We start from the raw sequence: 16,081 nt of genomic DNA on the forward strand, positions 1-16,081 counted from the left end.
CCGTCATAAAGCCATTCCCTTTGGAGCCTTCCAATGCCGGTGCAAGCCCTGTTCAAACCGTTCCACCTTGGTGCCCTCGAACTGCCGACCCGTGTGGTCATGGCGCCGATGACCCGCTCTTTTTCCCCGGGTGGCGTACCCAATTCGAAAGTGATCGAGTACTACCGTCGCCGCGCGGCGGCCGGTGTCGGTCTGATCATCACCGAAGGCACCACCGTCGGTCACATTGCCTCCAATGGCTACCCGAACGTGCCGCAGTTTTTCGGTGAAGCGCCGCTGGCTGGCTGGAAAAAAGTGGTCGACGCGGTGCATGCCGAGGGCGGCAAGATTGTTCCGCAACTGTGGCATGTCGGCAGCGTACGTCGTATCGGCACCGAACCGGACGCCAGCGTGCCGGGTTATGGCCCGACGGAAAAACTCAAGGACGGCCAGGTCGTGGTGCACGGCATGACCAAACAGGACATTCAGGAAGTGATCGCCGCGTTCGCCCAGGCCGCCAAAGATGCCAAAAGCATTGGCATGGACGGCGTGGAAATCCACGGCGCCCACGGTTACCTGATCGACCAGTTCTTCTGGGAGGGCAGCAATCAGCGCACCGACGAATACGGCGGCAGCCTGGCCAACCGCTCGCGTTTCGCCATCGAGTTGATTCAAGCGGTACGCGCGGCAGTCGGTGAAGGCTTCCCGATCATCTTCCGTTTCTCGCAGTGGAAGCAGCAGGATTACACCGCGCGTCTGGTGCAGACACCGGAGGCACTGGGCGAATTCCTCAAGCCGCTGTCCGACGCCGGCGTAGACATTTTCCACTGCTCGACACGGCGTTTCTGGGAGCCTGAGTTCGACGGTTCGGATCTGAACCTGGCAGGCTGGACGCGCAAGCTGACCGGCAAACCGACCATCACTGTAGGTAGCGTCGGCCTGGACGGCGAGTTCCTGCAATTCATGGTCAACACCGACAAGGTCGCGCAACCGGCGAGCCTGGAGAAACTGCTTGAGCGTTTGAACAACGACGAGTTCGATCTGGTCGCAGTGGGGCGTGCGCTGCTGGTGGATCCGGACTGGGCGCTGAAAGTCCGCGAAGGGCGTGAGCAGGACATTCTGCCGTTCAGCCGTGAGGCGTTGATGACGCTGGTTTAAGTAGCACCTTTGATGGCCCCTTCGCGAGCAAGCCCGCTCCCACATTTTGAATGCATTCCAAAATGTGGGAGCGGGCTTGCTCGCGAAGGGGGCATCAGAGTCGACGACTATCTAAGGCAATGTCTGCGCATTCGGCAACACCTGCTCCCGCAGACACGCCCCACGCAAGTGCTTTTCAAACTGCTCGATGATCGCCGCCCACCCCTGGCGACTGGCATGCTGGCGCGCATTCAGGCGCACGCAACGCAAGGTTTCATCCTCTTCCAGCAACCATGCCGCCGCGTCGCAGAACGCTTCTTCATCACCGGGCATCGCCAGCACGCCGTTGTAGCCGTGACGGATGTGCTGCGCTGCTGCTGCCTGATCGTACGCCACCACCCCCAGCCCTGAGGCCAATGCTTCAAGCACCACATTGCCGAACGTTTCGGTCAGGCTCGGGAACAGGAAAATATCGCCGGATGCATAGTGCGCCGCCAGCGCTTCGCCGCGTTGTGAACCACAGAAGATCGCTTCAGGCAGATCCTTTTCCAACGCAAGCCGTTGCGGCCCGTCGCCGACCACGATCAGCTTCAGCTTGCGCTGTGGATAAGTGCTGCGGAGTCTGTCGAAGCATCGCTTGAGCAAGCCCAGGTTTTTCTCCGGGGCCAGACGTCCCACGTGAACCACCGCGAGGTCCTGCTCGGACAGACCCCATTGTTCGCGCAAGCCGTTCAGGCGCTTGGCCGGGTGAAAGAGCTGACTGTCCACACCTCGCGACAGCAAGGCGAGGCGTTCGAATTGCCGGCGCTCCAGTTCCAGGCGCTGACTGACGCTCGGCACCAGGGTCATCGCCGAGCGATTGTGAAACCAGCGCAGATAATGGGTCAGCAAGCGCGTCAGCAAACTCAGCCCGTACTGGTTGGTGTACTGCTGGAAATTGGTGTGAAAACCGCTGACCACCGAGATCCCCAGGCGTCGTGCCGCACGCAACGCCGACAAGCCGAGCGGGCCTTCGGTGGCAATGTACAAAACGTCCGGGCGATGACGCTTCCAGCGCCGCAGCAGCTTGTGCATCGACGACTGCCCCCATTGCAGACCGGGATAACCCGGCAACGGCCAGCCCCGGCACAACAGCAAGGCATCGTCCTCGACCCGCTGCGGATCTCCCGCCTGGCGCGGTCGCACCAGTTCCACCTGATGCCCACGCGCGCGCAAGCCATCGCACAAGCGGCCAAGGGTATTGGCCACCCCGTTGATTTCCGGTGGGAAGGTTTCGCTGATCAGAGTGATATGCAGAGCTGTCGTCATGACCTCAGTGTCGGCTGAGGCCATGTCGTGCTTGTGACGTTCGGATGATGGATTTGTGACCGGCTCAGCCTTGCGTGACGAGATTCTCCGCACCGCGCTCACGCACCCAGAACAATGTCGCCCCGGCTACAGCGGCCGGCATCATCAGAATGTTCACCACCGGAATCAGCAGCGCCAGATAGACGATCCCGCCAAAACTCATGCTCTGCCAGCGTTTCTGCCGCAGCCAGGCAAGCATCTCGTTCCAGCCCAGTTTGTGGTTGTCCGCCGGGTAGTCGATGTACTGAATCGCCATCATCCACACGCCGAACAGCAGCCACAGTGGCGCGGCGACGATGTTCACCACCGGGATGAACGAGAGGATGAACAGGCCGATCGCCCGCGGCAGGAAGTAGCCCAGTTTGCGCATTTCCCGGGCGAGGGTGCGCGGGACCATTGCGATCAGTTCGCCCCAACTGAAGGCTGGAAAGTCGTCGGTGCCACGTACCACCACTTCGACTTTTTCCGCGAGGAAACCGTTGAACGGCGCAGCGATCACGTTGGCGAGCATCGTGAAGGTGAAGAACACCATCAACGCCACCAGCACCACGAACAGCGGCCAGAGGATGTAGCTGAGAAAACTCAACCAGTCGGGCAGCGACGGCATCAGACTGTCGACCCACAGGCTGAACTGATGGCCGGCCAGATAGATCAATCCGACGAACAGTACCAGGTTGATCGCCAGCGGCAGTAACACGAACAGACGCAGGCCGGGGCTGAGAACCAGTTTGAGGCCTTCGCGCAGGTATTGCGGGCCGGACAGAACAGGGGCGGGCATAAGGTGCTCCGAGCAAGGGAAAACGCGCCGACCTTACCGACTTTGCATCACCTGCGAAAGCGCGGTAGAGCGATCGACATTCACTGTAACAAAGACGTCGATCTGGTCGGAGTCTGCGTATAGAGACCACCTATGAGCTGGATTGTTAATCCGTATTTCCTTAATCTTGCCCCCCTCGATACGCTGCACCCAACTTTTTACAGGACTGTCGAGCTCATGCCTTCCCCAAGGTTATCCACAGTCCTTTTTTATTCCCGCCGGCAGTCCGGCGTTCCGCGCCAGTGTTTCGGCCCGGTCAACAGGAGCAGGTCATGTCTGAAGTCCGTCATTCGCGAGTGATTATTCTCGGTTCCGGCCCTGCCGGTTACAGCGCTGCGGTCTATGCCGCCCGTGCCAACCTCAAGCCACTGCTGATCACCGGCATGCAGGCTGGCGGTCAATTGACCACCACCACCGAAGTCGACAACTGGCCGGGCGACGTGCACGGTCTGACCGGTCCGGCGCTGATGGAGCGGATGCGCGAGCACGCCGAGCGTTTTGAAACCGAGATCGTTTTCGATCACATCAATGCCGTGGACTTCGCCGCCAAGCCGTACACCCTGACCGGCGACAGCGCGACCTACACCTGCGACGCCCTGATCATCGCCACCGGTGCCAGCGCTCGTTACCTGGGCCTGCCGTCGGAAGAAGCGTTCATGGGCAAAGGCGTTTCCGCCTGCGCGACCTGTGACGGTTTCTTCTACCGCAACAAGCCAGTGGCTGTGGTCGGTGGCGGCAACACCGCTGTTGAAGAGGCGCTGTATCTGGCCAACATCGCCAGCACCGTGACCCTGATCCACCGTCGCGAAACCTTCCGCGCCGAGAAGATCCTGATCGACAAGCTCAACGCCCGCGTGGCCGAAGGCAAGATCATCCTCAAGTTGAACGCCAACCTCGACGAAGTGCTGGGCGACAACATGGGCGTGACCGGTGCGCGCCTGAAGAACAACGATGGCAGCTTCGACGAAATCAAGGTCGACGGCGTATTCATCGCGATCGGCCACACTCCGAACACTTCGCTGTTCGAAGGCCAACTGACCCTGAAGGACGGTTACTTGGTTGTGCAGGGCGGCCGTGATGGCAACGCCACTGCAACCAGCGTCGAAGGTATCTTCGCTGCAGGCGACGTGGCTGATCACGTTTACCGTCAGGCCATCACCTCGGCCGGCGCCGGCTGCATGGCGGCACTGGACACCGAGCGTTATCTGGACGGTCTGCAGAACGCTTCGTTCTAAATCGCAGACACAAAAAACCGGCTTCGGCCGGTTTTTTTACGCCCGTATTTCCGCTACATCGCATAACCCTGTGGGAGCGGGCTTGCTCGCGAAAGCGGTGTGTCAGACAAAGAAAAGTCGCCTGACCTGACGCCTTCGCGAGCAAGCCCGCTCCCACAGGGGATGGCGTTGTCTATGGGAATCAGCGGCGGGTCAGCGGCTGTGCTTCGAACTTCACACCCGCCAGACCGTGCTTGATCAGCGCGCGGATGTTGCCGTGGTCGCTGCCTTCAGGTGTCGCCACCACCGAGCGATAATGCTCGCCGAATGCCAGCAGCGCTTCTTCATCGCTCAAGCCTTCCAGCAGTGCCAGACCCAACGTCTTGCACGAACCTTCGTTCTGCCCGGCGGCGTTTTCCACGCCACCGTTGTTGAACGCTTGCGGCTGGTAGTCATAACCGGCGGCGATGAAGACCAGGGTGTCGGCAAAAACGTGTTCGCCGCTCTTGAGGCTGGCGCGCAGGGTGTTCAGATCACTCATTGGGTTTTCCTTTGGCGAACGCGGCCTGTTGTTCGACGCTGGCTTCTTGCTGGTATTGGGCTTTCCATTCGGCATAAGGCATGCCGTAAACCACTTCACGGGCATCGTCGAGGCTGACCTCGATCTGCTGTTCATCGGCGGCAGCCTTGTACCACTTGGACAGGCAGTTGCGGCAGAATCCGGCGAGGTTCATCAGGTCGATGTTCTGCACGTCCTTGCGGCTGTCCAGGTGGGCGACCAGCCGGCGGAAGGCGGCGGCTTCGAGTTCGAGGCGTTGTTGCTCGGTCATGATGGGCTCTGTGCAGGCTATTCGTGGCGCGGATGATAAAAGTCTGGCGACCAATGCGCCAGACACGCTCAGCGGCTGGCGGCGAGGGTGATTGACACCGACTCGGCAAATCGCAGTGCATGCGGCTTGTCGACTTCGACTTCGGCGTACAGCACGGCGGTATTGCTCATCACCAGATCCAGCAGTTCCTGGGTCAGGCGTTCGAGCAGCGCAAAACGGTTGCCCTCGACATGGGCGATGATCGCCTTGGTGATGGTGCGGTAGTTCAGCGCGTGATCGATGTCGTTGTCGCGCACCGCTTCCTGCGCGGCGTACTGGATGGTCAGATTGATCAGCACATCCTGCTTGTTGAGGATCTCGTCCTCGTTGATCCCGATAAAGGTGCGCAGGCGCAGATCCTTGACCCGGATGCGCGCCATTCCCGGTTGAAGTTGTGACATTTACTTGCTCCGTCCAATCAATTGCAGGAACTCCTGACGGGTGTTGCTCGAGTCGCGAAAGGCGCCGAGCATGACCGAGGTGTTCATGGTCGAATTCTGTTTCTCGACACCGCGCATCATCATGCACATGTGCCGGGCCTCGATGACCACCGCGACGCCGGCGGAATCGGTGACCTGTTGCACCGCATCGGCAATCTGCCGGGTGAGGTTCTCCTGAATCTGCAGGCGCCGGGCGAACATGTCCACCAGCCGCGCGATCTTCGACAGCCCCAGCACCTTGCCTGTCGGAATATAAGCCACATGGGCCTTGCCGATGAAGGGCAGCAGGTGATGTTCGCACAACGAGTACAACTCGATGTCGGCGACGATGATCATCTCGTCGCTGTCGGAGGCAAACAGTGCGCCATTGACGATCTGATCCACACTCTGCGCGTAGCCGTGACACAGGTATTGCATGGCCTTGGCCGCGCGCACCGGGGTGTCGAGCAAGCCTTCGCGGTCGGGGTCTTCGCCGAGGCCGATGAGGATCTCGCGGTAATTCTCGGGCAGGGAACGGCTCATGGGAGATCCTCGCGCAGCAGCTTATTTGACGTGCCGTCCGCCGTTGACGGTCAGGGTCGTGCCGGTGACATAGGGGTTGTCGAGCAGATAGCGCAGGCTCTGGTAGATCACTTCGCTGCCGGGCTCGATGCCCAGCGCGGATTTGGCCAGCGCCTTGGCACGGTACGCCGCGTCGTCGTCGGGATTGAACAATAGCAGGGCCGGCGCGATGCCGTTGACCTTGATTGCCGGCGCATAGCGCGCGGCGAAGGACAGGGTCAGGCTGTCGAGCCCGGCCTTGCTGGCGCAATAACCGATGTGCTTGCTGCTGCCCTTGCGCGTGACATCGTCGCTGATGTGGATGATGTCGGCCAGGGTCGAGCGCTTGAGCAGGTCGGCGCAGTGCAGGTTGATCAGGTACGGCGCGAGCATGTGCACGTTGAGCATGCGCGAGAAGGCCTCGGCTTCACTGCCCGGGGTTTCCGCCAGCCATTCGGAGGCGTTGTGGACGATGGCGCGCAGGCAGTCGGTGTGGGTTTTCAGTTCATTGATGAAGGCGAGGATGGCGGCTTCGCTGGAGAAGTCCGCGAAAATCCCGATTGCGCCCAGATCCCGCAGGGTTTGCACGCCGGGACGTTCGCTGCGGTAAGTGAAGATGACCCGATGGCCGTCTTCAAGCAAACGCTGCGCGCAGTGCAGACCGACACGCTGGCCGGCACCGGTGATGAGGATCGGGGCGGAGGATATGGACATGAACGGCTCGCGTCGCGGTTGGAGCAAAAACTATAACAGCGACGCGGGTTGCCCACCTATCGCAAGACGGGTGTTGTGCTTTTGTGGGAGCCGGGCTTGCTCGCGAAGGCGGTGTGCCAGGCGCGGATGCATCAACTGACACGACGCTTCCCGAGCAAGCCTGCTCCCACGTGGGCTCTCAACGGTTTTGAGACACCGGTTCAACAGGCAGTCGAGGTGCTGGAACATTGTTCAGCCAACCCGCCAGCAACCGCGTCGACAACGGAATAAAGAAATACACCATCAACGGCGTCAGGCACGCCGTGCTGATCAATACCCGCGGCAGCAGGCTCATCTCGCCGAGCAGCGGCCCGAGGACAAAGTTGAACAGCAGCGACACCGGGAAGAATGCCAGCCAGATCGCCACGGCCTGTTTCCAGCGTGGAGGCCGTTGACCGGCAGCGCCGAACCAGCCTTCGATGCCGCTGACCCGATGCTCCTTGGGATGCTCGAACAGATCGCTGCCCCGCGCCAGCCACGCGGTACGCGAGACCGAGTGCTCCCAGGCGTGCAGGGTCTGCTCGTCGACGAAGCGGAAAATGATCTGGAATTCGTTGTCACCGGGTGGCGGAGCGAGCACGCCGGAACCCAGGTAACCGGGAAAGTCAGTGGCCAGTTGTTCGCCTTCGCGCAGCCAGGCAATCAGGTCCTGATAGCGACCATCGGCGACGCGACGCGCAACCATCAGCGTGACGGGGGAAGTAGACATTGTGTATCTCCATATTTCGAGTGCGGCGCTCCGGGTAGGAGGTTTCGCATTGCGCAAGCCGGGGTAGGGGCCTGCGCTTTTCAACAAGCAAGGATTATTCCCGATTTTGATGACAGTTTCAGAGACTTTCGTCTCTGTTTATTGGGTTGAACCGACAGAGGGCATCGGATGTAGAATGGGATCCAAATCCAACGAGCGGACAAATCTGCACCATGGCTGTTATCACGGACGCTAACCCTGCCTCGCAGGCCTCTGTCGCGCTTGAGCGCGAAGAGTTGTTCCCTATTCGGGAGGTGTCGCGGCTGACCGGCGTCAACCCGGTAACGCTGCGTGCATGGGAGCGCCGCTACGGTTTGATTCAGCCGACGCGCACCGAAAGCGGGCACCGGTTGTATTCGATGACCGAAATCGAGCGTGTACGCAGCATCGTCGACTGGATCGATCGCGGCGTGGCCGTGAGCAAGGTCGGCAAGATTCTCGCCAAGACCGAACCGCTGAAAGTGCTGGCCCATATCATTCCTGATGATCTGGTGCAGGCTGATTACGCGCAGTGGCAGCAACAGGTGCAGGCCGCGATCAGCGCGTTCGATGACCGTGCGCTGGATCAGGTCTACAACCAGATTTTCTCTTCATACGCGCTGCCGGTGGTGTTCCAGGACATCCTCATGCCGTTGTGGCTGCAGATACTGCAACGCCAGGATGCTTTCGGGCAGACCAGCGAGTGGCTGTTTTTCGACGGGTTCCTGCGTGCGCGGGTGCTGCAGCGTATCGTCGCGCTGCGCGGCACCCAGCCGCGCAAAGTGATTGTCAGCGCGCTCGCCGGTCAGTGTCGTGAACTCGAGCTACTGGTCGCCGCGTTGTTTCTCAGTGGCAATGATGCGGGCGTGCGGGTGCTGACCACCGGTCAGCCATTCGATGAATTGGCGCTGGTGTGCGAGCGGATCAAGCCGCAGGCGCTGGTGCTGTTTTCCAATCACGCCCCCACCGCGGATTTGCCGCGCCGTCTGAATCGACTGGCCTTGAGTCTCGACTGTCAGGTGATGCTCGCCGGCGACGCTGCCGATCTGGCGCAGGACAGTCTGGCCGGATCGTCGATCGGTTGTCTGGGCAATGAAGGGGCGACGATGCGTCAGCGCATGACGCAATTTCTCGCGGGTACGCTGGATACCTGAATATCAGGTGTGCAGGGCGGGGTGGGTCAGACGGTGTTGTTGCAGGATGAACTGGCGCAGGCGTTCGGTTTCATCGGCATCGGTCTGGCTCAGCTCGTAGGCGTAAAAACCGTGCTCGGTTTCGCGCTCGAAATTGCCGCGCAGGGAGATCCGCTCATAACCTGAAGGGCTGAACCACAGGGCGAAATGCTTGGGCGGTTTGGTCTTGTTGCGCATTTCCAGCAGCACGCCTTTGTGCGACACCTCGTGCACCCACATCATGCCTGGCTGCCCTTTGGCGTTTTCCAACGCGACCGGCTCTTCGAGAGTCAGGCGCCATGGGCGAATCATCGGCCCGTCTTCGTAAATGCTCGGCACGCCCAGGCGCAGGTGCAACGCGTGGAATTCGTCTTCCACCAGATGCAGCGGGAAGGTCATTTGCTGATTTTCGAAGTTGGCCTGGATGGTCACTTGCTCGTGAGCCGCCAGGCGCGTGAGCAGGTCACGGATCTGCGAACCACCATTGACCAGCAGGCTCGACGTCGCATCCCGCACATTGAGCTGCGGGTTGTGCTGCATGGTCTGGATGAAATCCAGCTCATCCTGGGTCAGGAGGGCGTCGCGTTGCATGGCCTGGCTCGAAAGATATAGTTACAAAGTCATTGGTGATTGTAGTTAATGACACTTAGTTCGCAGATTTGTTTGCGCCGTTCGTCGCTTTCAACGCTTTCAGCTCTGCTTGCAGTGCTGCAACCTCGGCCTCCAGCTGAATTACGCGTTGCTGCGCCTTGACCTGAACCGTGACGTCTTTCTGCACGCCAACGAAATAGGTCTGGCCGTCATCGGCGTTTTTTACCGTCGATAGCGACAGTTCATTCCAGAAAGGCGTGCCGTCCTTGCGATAGTTGCGCAATGTTTCGCGACACGCTCCACCGTTGCGCAGCACTTCGCGAATCCTTTCCAGGCTTGCCTGATCACGGTCACCGGATTGCAGAAAGCGGCAGTCCTGATAAAGAATTTCTTCGCTGCTGTAACCGGTCAGACGTTCGAAGGCCGGGTTCACATAGATCAGGATGTTGTCCTGCTCGCCTTCCTTCTCAGCGACGACGATTCCGTCGTTCGACGCGTTGATCACCATTTGCAGCAGACTGGCATTGATCATCTGTGAATCCTTTCAGCATTGTCGATGGCTCGCATTCTAGAAGATCAGCCGGCGCTGTCTATAGGCCATCAGTGCCCATTGAGAGCTGGTCGCAACTTCTCTGTCGGGACTGCTACTATCGCCGCTCTTTTTTTCAGCTTCAGGATCAGATTGATGAAAGTCGCCATCCTCTCCGGCTCGGTTTACGGCACGGCCGAAGAAGTCGCCCGTCACGCGCAGAACCTGCTGAAAGACGCCGGTTTTGAAACCTTCCACAACTCGCGCGCCAGCCTGGCGGACATTCAGGCGTTCGGCCCTGAAGCGTTCCTCGCGGTGACCTCGACCACCGGCATGGGCGAGTTGCCGGATAACCTGCAGCCGCTGTATTCGGCGATTCGCGACCAGTTGCCAGCCGCGTGGCGCGATTTGCCGGGGGCGGTGATCGGCTTGGGTGATGCCAGTTACGGCGATACGTTCTGCGGCGGTGGCGAGCTGATGCGTGAGTTGTTCGCCGAGCTGGGCGTGCGCGAAGTGCAGGAGATGCTGCGTCTGGACGCCAGCGAAAGTGTGACCCCGGAAACCGACGCCGAGCCATGGCTGGCGCAACTGATCGCCACCCTCAAGGGCTGATCGCGCGTTCGTGCAGCAAGGCCAGCCAGGCCTGGGCGGCTTTCGACAGATAGGCACCCCGGCGCCAGATGAACGCGATGTCCCAGCGCAGATACTCTGGCGCGCGCAAGGTCAGGCGCACCACGCCCGGACGCTCAAGAGCCCGGGCCACCACGCTGGGCAGCAACACCACGCCTTGCCCGGCGGCCACCAGCGCCACGAGAAAATCCGCTTGCCCACTGCGCCCGCCTTCTTTCGGGGTAAAGCCCAATTGCTGGCAGGCCTGCAGTAAACGGTCATTGAGCACGAAGCTGCGCTGATACAACAGGAACGGCGTGTCGGCCAGCTCCTCCAGGCCAATCTCGCCGCGTGCTGCCAATGGGTGATCCACCGGCAGCAACGCATCGAGTTTTTCATCGCAGAACGGCTGAAAATCGAACTGTGGATCTTTCGGCAACAGGCTGCCACCCAACTCCAGTTCGCCGCTGAGCACCGCCTGCTCGACATTACGGCTGCCACCCTCAAGCAATTGAATACTGATGTTCGGATAGCGCCGGCGATACTCGGCGAACAACCCGGCGAACAGCGCATCACTGCCCAGCAGCGGCAGACCGAGGCGCAATTCGCCGCGCGCCAGCTGGCTCAGATCATCCAGTTCGCTGAGCAATTCGTTGCGCAAACGCAGCATGCCCTCGGCGCGTTGCAGCACCACGCTGCCCGCGGCAGTCAGGCGCAGTTGCGAGCCCAGTCGTTCGAGCAACGGCGTGCCGAGGCTCTGCTCCAGTTGCGCGACTTGTTTGCTCACCGCCGACTGACTGATGTGCAGGGTTTTCGCTGCCTGTGTGAATCCGCCCTGATGCATGACTTCGACAAAACTGCGCAGCTGTTTGAATTCCATGATCCGATTCCGTTTTGGAATAGTGTCGAGTCTAACAATTCGCTTCTGGGATGGCAGGCCGCTTCGTAAAATAAGCCCCTGTAAGGAGCCCATCATGAACGCTGCATCCCTCAAGTATCTTTCCCGTCTCTGCGTCGAACTGGCCGTGTTGCTCGGTCTCTACCTGCTCGGCTGTCAGATCGCCGCGTGGCTGGCCTGGCCGATTCCCGGCGGAGTCATCGGCATGGCTCTGTTGCTGCTGGCGTTCGCGTTTGGCTGGGTCAAACCGGCGGCGCTGCAACTGGGTGCCGGATTGTTGATGGCCGAGATGCTGCTGTTCTTCATTCCGGCGCTGATGAGTCTGCTCGACTACGGCGCGCTGTTGCGCGATGACGGCTGGCGGATTTTGCTGGTGATCGGCGCCAGCACCCTGATGGTGATGCTGGTGACAGCCTTCACCGTGGAGCTGGCCGTGCGCCTGAGGCGGTCCCATGAAGCTTGAGCTGATGCCGATGTTCTGGCTCGCCTTCACCCTGTTGGCGTACCTGTTCAGTCGCTGGATTTACCGGCGCACCGGGCGTTACTTGCTGTCGCCGCTGATTCTGGTGCCGGCACTGCTGCTGGCGCTCGCCGTGCCGCTGCACACCGCCTATGCCGAATACGCCAGCAACACGCACTGGCTGATGCTGGTGCTCGGGCCGGTGACGGTGGCCTTCGCCGTGCCGATCTGGCAGCAGCGGCGTCTGCTGGTGCGGCACTGGTCGGCGCTGCTGCTGGGCATGCTCGCCGGCAGCGCGGCGTCGATCGCTACGTCGTTCGGTCTGGCCAGGGCGCTGGCGCTGGATAGCTCGGTGACGATGTCGCTGGTGCCGCGTTCGATTACCACGCCGTTCGCCATGCCACTGGCGCAGGATCTCGGTGGCGTGCCGGAACTGACTGCCGTGTTCGTGATGTTCACTGGTGTGTTCGGCGCGATGCTCGGCGGCGTATTGCTCAAGTGGTTGCCGTTGCGCAGTGCCCTGGCGCGCGGTGCTTTGTTCGGGGTTGGCGCGCACGGTGCAGGCGTCAGTCGGGCGCATGAAGTGGGCGGTGAGGAAGGCTCGGTGGCGGGGTTGGTGATGGTGCTGACCGGGCTGCTCAATCTGTTCGCCGCACCTTTGTTGGCGTCGTGGCTTTGACATGGATCCAAGGAGTTTGCCTGGCTGACCCGCTCAGTCATCAAGCTGGCTGGCAATGCAACTCCGCGATCCTCTGCGTCTGACTAGACTGCTCGTACGTGCAGAACAATAAGAACGCAGAGGTGCATACAGTGAGCGTAGCCCCCGTCCAATTGTCCCTTGATGTCAAAGACCAGGTCAGTGCTGCGGAGTGGCAGACCCGGGTCGATCTCGCCGCCTGTTATCGACTGGTAGCGTTGCATGGCTGGGACGACCTGATCTTCACCCATATTTCCGCCAAGGTGCCGGGCACCGAAGACTTCCTGATCAACCCGTTCGGGTTGATGTTCCATGAGATCACGGCATCCAGCCTGGTGAAAGTCGATCAGGCCGGCAACAAGCTCATGGACAGCCCCTACGAAATCAATCCCGCCGGTTACACCATCCACAGCGCCGTGCACGAAGTGCGGCACGATGTGGTTTGCGTGCTGCATACCCACACCGCATCCGGCGTAGCGGTGTCGGCGCAAAAGCAGGGCGTGTTGCCGATCAGCCAGCAGTCGCTGTTTGTGTTGTCGAGCCTGGCCTATCACGGCTACGAAGGCGTGGCGCTGAATCACGAAGAGAAGGCGCGCTTGCAGGCCGACCTGGGCGACAATAATTTCCTGATGCTGCATAACCACGGGTTGCTGACCTGCGGCGGCACCATCGCTGACACCTTTCTGATGATGTTCACCTTCCAGCGCGCCTGCGACATTCAGGTCATGGCGCAGACCGGCGCTGCTGAACTGATCGCCATCGAACCGCAGATCCTGGCGGGCGCCAAAGCGATGATCGCCGGCGTCACCAAAAGTGCTCAAGGCATGGGTGGCGCGCTGGCCTGGCCGGCGTTGCTGCGCAAACTCGATAAACAAGACCCCGGATATAAACTCTGATGCCTCTTGCCGAGATCCCTCTGTGTGTCTGGCGCAAACGCAGCCGGACGTTTGTCTTTCGCGGCCAGTCGATCCGTTACTGGACGGTGGGGCAGGGTGAGCCGTTGCTGCTGATCCACGGTTTCCCGACAGCCAGTTGGGACTGGCACTACCTGTGGCAGCCACTGGCCCAGCGTTATCGGGTGATCGCTTGTGACATGCTCGGTTTCGGTGACTCGGCCAAACCGTTGAATCACCGCTACAGCCTGCTGGAGCAGGCCGACCTGCAACAGGCGCTGCTGGCCCATCTTCAGATCGAGCAAGCGGTGCATGTGCTGGCCCACGATTACGGCGACAGCGTTGCCCAGGAACTGCTCGCCCGGCATTACGAACAGCGCATCGAGGTCGCCAGCTGTGTCTTTCTCAATGGCGGACTGTTCCCCGAAACCCATCGCCCGGTGCTGATGCAAAAGCTGCTGCTCAGCCCGCTGGGCTGGATGATCGGCCGGGCGTTCACCCGTGATGCACTGGTGAAAAGTTTCCGGCAGATCTTTGGCCCGCAGACCGGTCCCAGCGAAAGTGAACTGGACGATTTCTGGAGCCTGATCGAGACCCATCGCGGCCCGCGTATCCTGCACAAACTGATCGGCTACATCCCCGAGCGCCGTGTGCAGCGCGACCGTTGGCTGGCGGCCATGCAGCGCAGTGAAGTGCCGTTGCGGGTGATTGATGGCGAAGTCGACCCGATCTCCGGTGCGCACATGGTCGAGCGTTACCGCGAGCTGATTGCCGACGCCGATACGGTGCTACTGTCAGGTATCGGCCACTATCCGCAGATCGAAGCGCCGGTGCAGGTGCTCAAGCATTACCTGGCGTTTCGTGAGCGCCTGGAGTTGCCGCCGCGCAAGGTCGCATGCTCCTGAAAGATCAAAAGATCGCAGCCTGCGGCAGCTCCTACACCGATCTTCTGTAGGAGCTGCCGCAGGCTGCGATCTTTTGATCTTTTGACGCCCTCATCATCCCTCACCCTTATCGCGCACCATTCAGCCTCAGCCGTATTCGTTGTGACCCAAAGCCCTGTGCCTGACACTCGGACTCAATACTGGCCTGCTGGAGTTCCTGCGATGAATGAGTCCGTACGTTTCGAAGATAAAGTCGTGATCGTCACCGGTGCCGGCGGAGGCCTGGGTCGGGCGCACGCTCTGCTGTTCGCCCGGCACGGCGCCAGAGTGCTGGTCAACGACCTCGGCGGCTCGACCCAGGGCGAAGGTGCCAACGCCTCCGCCGCCGATCGTGTGGTGGCGGAAATTCGTGAAGCCGGCGGCATCGCCGAGGCTAACCATGACTCGGTCACCGACGGCGACAAACTGGTACAGAACGCCCTCGACGCCTTTGGCCGTGTCGACGTGGTGGTGAACAACGCCGGGATTCTGCGCGACAAGACCTTTCACAAGATGGACGACGCCGACTGGGATCTGGTCTATCGCGTCCACGTCGAGGGCGCCTATAAAGTGACCCGCGCCGCGTGGCCGCACTTGCGTGAGCAAAACTACGGCCGGGTGATCTTCACGGCATCGACCTCGGGGATCTACGGCAACTTCGGTCAGTCCAACTACGGCATGGCCAAACTCGGTCTCTACGGCTTGACCCGTACCCTGGCCATCGAAGGTCGCAAGAACAATATTCTGGTCAATGCCATCGCGCCTACCGGCGGCACGCGCATGACCGAAGGCCTGATCCCGCCGCAGGTGTTCGAACAGCTGAAACCGGAACTGGTCAGCCCGCTGGTGGTGTACCTGGCCAGTGAACAGTGCCAGGAAACGTCCGGCCTGTTTGAAGTCGGCGGCGGCTGGATGGGCAAGGTGCGCTGGGAACGCAGCCTCGGCGCCGGCTTCGATCCGCGCAGCGGTTTCTCCCCGGAGGATGTCGCGGCGCACTGGCAGCAGATCTGCGATTTTGAAGGCGCGGCGCATCCCAAGGACAACATTGAAGCGCTAAAGGAAATGATGGCGAATTTGCAGAAGTATTCGGTGTGATATCTGGCATGCCCGGCAAGCGATCGATGACTCCGGTATAAATCCCGCCCATAAAAAAGGCCGCTGCAAACGCAGCGGCCAAGGTAAGACGTTGGATCAAGGAGCTACAAATCAACGTCAGTGAACACCGGGGCGATCAATCGATGCATCGACTCATCTGAAATCGGTCAGCGATGGCGCGAGTTGCTCAGCAGCCAAGGCTTGGCGCTTTGCGGCGGGTGCCGTGAAAGCCCGCTCAGAATAAGCACTTGAGCTCAATGGAAAAATAGCGATTCCGGACATGCACTGTTACGGGGCGTGCAACAGTCTTGATTGCGCCACTTGAACCCTGCACGGACTGCGCAGAGCATTCGCAGCCTGACATATCTCGCTTTGAGGTTTTCTGGATGGT

The 16,081-nt window shown here is 60.6% G+C and carries 20 protein-coding genes; 9 read left to right on the plus strand and 11 right to left on the minus strand.

What is annotated here, in order from left to right:
* Positions 1-33: 33 nt before the first annotated feature.
* Complete coding sequence (locus tag AC1RBR_RS04660; protein ID WP_492563185.1) at positions 34-1,137, plus strand: NADH:flavin oxidoreductase; 1,104 nt, start codon at positions 34-36, stop codon at positions 1,135-1,137.
* Between the two features lie 111 nt (positions 1,138-1,248).
* Here AC1RBR_RS04660 and AC1RBR_RS04665 read toward each other — a convergent pair whose 3' ends face one another.
* Both AC1RBR_RS04665 and cysZ read right to left on the minus strand, forming a co-directional pair.
* A complete protein-coding gene (locus tag AC1RBR_RS04665; protein WP_492563186.1) occupies positions 1,249-2,448 on the minus strand; it encodes a glycosyltransferase family 4 protein in 1,200 nt (399 codons plus the stop codon).
* 40 nt (positions 2,449-2,488) lie between these two features.
* Positions 2,489-3,241 carry a sulfate transporter CysZ gene (cysZ, locus tag AC1RBR_RS04670; protein WP_456018712.1) on the minus strand — a complete coding sequence of 251 codons (753 nt, stop codon included), beginning with the start codon at positions 3,239-3,241 and terminating at the stop codon, positions 2,489-2,491.
* A gap of 311 nt (positions 3,242-3,552) precedes the next feature.
* Here cysZ and trxB point away from each other — a divergent pair, with 311 nt between their 5' ends.
* On the plus strand, positions 3,553-4,515 hold the full coding sequence (gene trxB, locus AC1RBR_RS04675; RefSeq protein ID WP_003221727.1) for a thioredoxin-disulfide reductase: 963 nt from the start codon (positions 3,553-3,555) through the stop codon (positions 4,513-4,515).
* Positions 4,516-4,696: 181 nt separating this feature from the next.
* Here the strand turns inward: trxB and AC1RBR_RS04680 are convergent, their stop codons facing one another.
* The 6 genes from AC1RBR_RS04680 to AC1RBR_RS04705 all read right to left on the minus strand — a co-directional run bounded on the left by AC1RBR_RS04680 (position 4,697) and on the right by AC1RBR_RS04705 (position 7,805).
* Positions 4,697-5,035: a HopJ type III effector protein gene (locus AC1RBR_RS04680; RefSeq protein WP_492563189.1), complete on the minus strand. Its 339-nt coding sequence runs from the start codon at positions 5,033-5,035 to the stop codon at positions 4,697-4,699.
* Positions 5,028-5,324 (minus strand): DUF1244 domain-containing protein, encoded by a 297-nt coding sequence (locus tag AC1RBR_RS04685; protein ID WP_492563191.1) that lies wholly within the window; start codon positions 5,322-5,324, stop codon positions 5,028-5,030. Before AC1RBR_RS04685 ends, AC1RBR_RS04680 begins: the two co-directional genes overlap by 8 nt.
* Before the next feature lie 68 nt (positions 5,325-5,392).
* The gene (gene folX / locus AC1RBR_RS04690) at positions 5,393-5,764 is read right to left on the minus strand and encodes a dihydroneopterin triphosphate 2'-epimerase (protein ID WP_041073935.1); all 372 of its coding nucleotides are present in this window, start codon (positions 5,762-5,764) and stop codon (positions 5,393-5,395) included.
* The gene (gene folE / locus AC1RBR_RS04695) at positions 5,765-6,325 is read right to left on the minus strand and encodes a GTP cyclohydrolase I FolE (RefSeq protein WP_492563193.1); all 561 of its coding nucleotides are present in this window, start codon (positions 6,323-6,325) and stop codon (positions 5,765-5,767) included.
* Between the two features lie 21 nt (positions 6,326-6,346).
* Positions 6,347-7,057, minus strand: a complete 711-nt coding sequence (gene folM / locus AC1RBR_RS04700; protein ID WP_492563195.1) for a dihydromonapterin reductase — start codon at positions 7,055-7,057, stop codon at positions 6,347-6,349.
* Positions 7,058-7,235: 178 nt separating this feature from the next.
* Positions 7,236-7,805, minus strand: coding sequence for an antibiotic biosynthesis monooxygenase (locus AC1RBR_RS04705; protein ID WP_095139531.1), 570 nt, complete (start codon positions 7,803-7,805; stop codon positions 7,236-7,238).
* A gap of 212 nt (positions 7,806-8,017) precedes the next feature.
* On the opposite strand from AC1RBR_RS04705, the gene AC1RBR_RS04710 reads away from it, so the two are divergent.
* Positions 8,018-8,977, plus strand: coding sequence for a MerR family transcriptional regulator (locus AC1RBR_RS04710; RefSeq protein ID WP_492563196.1), 960 nt, complete (start codon positions 8,018-8,020; stop codon positions 8,975-8,977).
* Positions 8,978-8,980: 3 nt separating this feature from the next.
* On the opposite strand, the gene AC1RBR_RS04715 is transcribed toward AC1RBR_RS04710, so the two are convergent.
* Together AC1RBR_RS04715 and AC1RBR_RS04720 are read right to left on the minus strand one after the other, a co-directional pair.
* The gene (locus AC1RBR_RS04715) at positions 8,981-9,586 is read right to left on the minus strand and encodes a hypothetical protein (protein ID WP_027610872.1); all 606 of its coding nucleotides are present in this window, start codon (positions 9,584-9,586) and stop codon (positions 8,981-8,983) included.
* A gap of 55 nt (positions 9,587-9,641) precedes the next feature.
* Positions 9,642-10,118, minus strand: a complete 477-nt coding sequence (locus tag AC1RBR_RS04720; RefSeq protein WP_095139534.1) for a PAS domain-containing protein — start codon at positions 10,116-10,118, stop codon at positions 9,642-9,644.
* Between the two features lie 153 nt (positions 10,119-10,271).
* Between AC1RBR_RS04720 and AC1RBR_RS04725 the strand changes: the two genes are divergently transcribed.
* Positions 10,272-10,727 (plus strand): flavodoxin, encoded by a 456-nt coding sequence (locus tag AC1RBR_RS04725; RefSeq protein WP_492563197.1) that lies wholly within the window; start codon positions 10,272-10,274, stop codon positions 10,725-10,727.
* Here the strand turns inward: AC1RBR_RS04725 and AC1RBR_RS04730 are convergent.
* Positions 10,717-11,604: a LysR family transcriptional regulator gene (locus AC1RBR_RS04730; protein ID WP_492563198.1), complete on the minus strand. Its 888-nt coding sequence runs from the start codon at positions 11,602-11,604 to the stop codon at positions 10,717-10,719. The genes AC1RBR_RS04725 and AC1RBR_RS04730 overlap by 11 nt on opposite strands.
* Positions 11,605-11,698: 94 nt before the next feature.
* Here AC1RBR_RS04730 and AC1RBR_RS04735 point away from each other — a divergent pair, with 94 nt between their 5' ends.
* The 5 genes from AC1RBR_RS04735 (at position 11,699) to AC1RBR_RS04755 (ending at position 15,690) form a co-directional block, all read left to right on the plus strand.
* A complete protein-coding gene (locus AC1RBR_RS04735; RefSeq protein ID WP_115986674.1) occupies positions 11,699-12,085 on the plus strand; it encodes a CidA/LrgA family protein in 387 nt (128 codons plus the stop codon).
* Entirely contained in the window at positions 12,075-12,761 is a 687-nt protein-coding gene (locus AC1RBR_RS04740; protein ID WP_095139538.1) for an LrgB family protein, read from the plus strand. The genes AC1RBR_RS04735 and AC1RBR_RS04740 overlap by 11 nt, the downstream gene beginning before the upstream one ends.
* A 131-nt stretch (positions 12,762-12,892) precedes the next feature.
* Positions 12,893-13,675: a class II aldolase/adducin family protein gene (locus AC1RBR_RS04745; protein WP_492563201.1), complete on the plus strand. Its 783-nt coding sequence runs from the start codon at positions 12,893-12,895 to the stop codon at positions 13,673-13,675.
* Positions 13,675-14,577, plus strand: a complete 903-nt coding sequence (locus tag AC1RBR_RS04750) for an alpha/beta fold hydrolase (RefSeq protein ID WP_492563203.1) — start codon at positions 13,675-13,677, stop codon at positions 14,575-14,577. Before AC1RBR_RS04745 ends, AC1RBR_RS04750 begins: the two co-directional genes overlap by 1 nt.
* Positions 14,578-14,778: 201 nt before the next feature.
* Positions 14,779-15,690 (plus strand): SDR family oxidoreductase, encoded by a 912-nt coding sequence (locus AC1RBR_RS04755; RefSeq protein WP_095139541.1) that lies wholly within the window; start codon positions 14,779-14,781, stop codon positions 15,688-15,690.
* Positions 15,691-16,081 lie beyond the last annotated feature (391 nt).

The organism is Pseudomonas sp. GW823-FHT01D03, assembly GCF_058798255.1.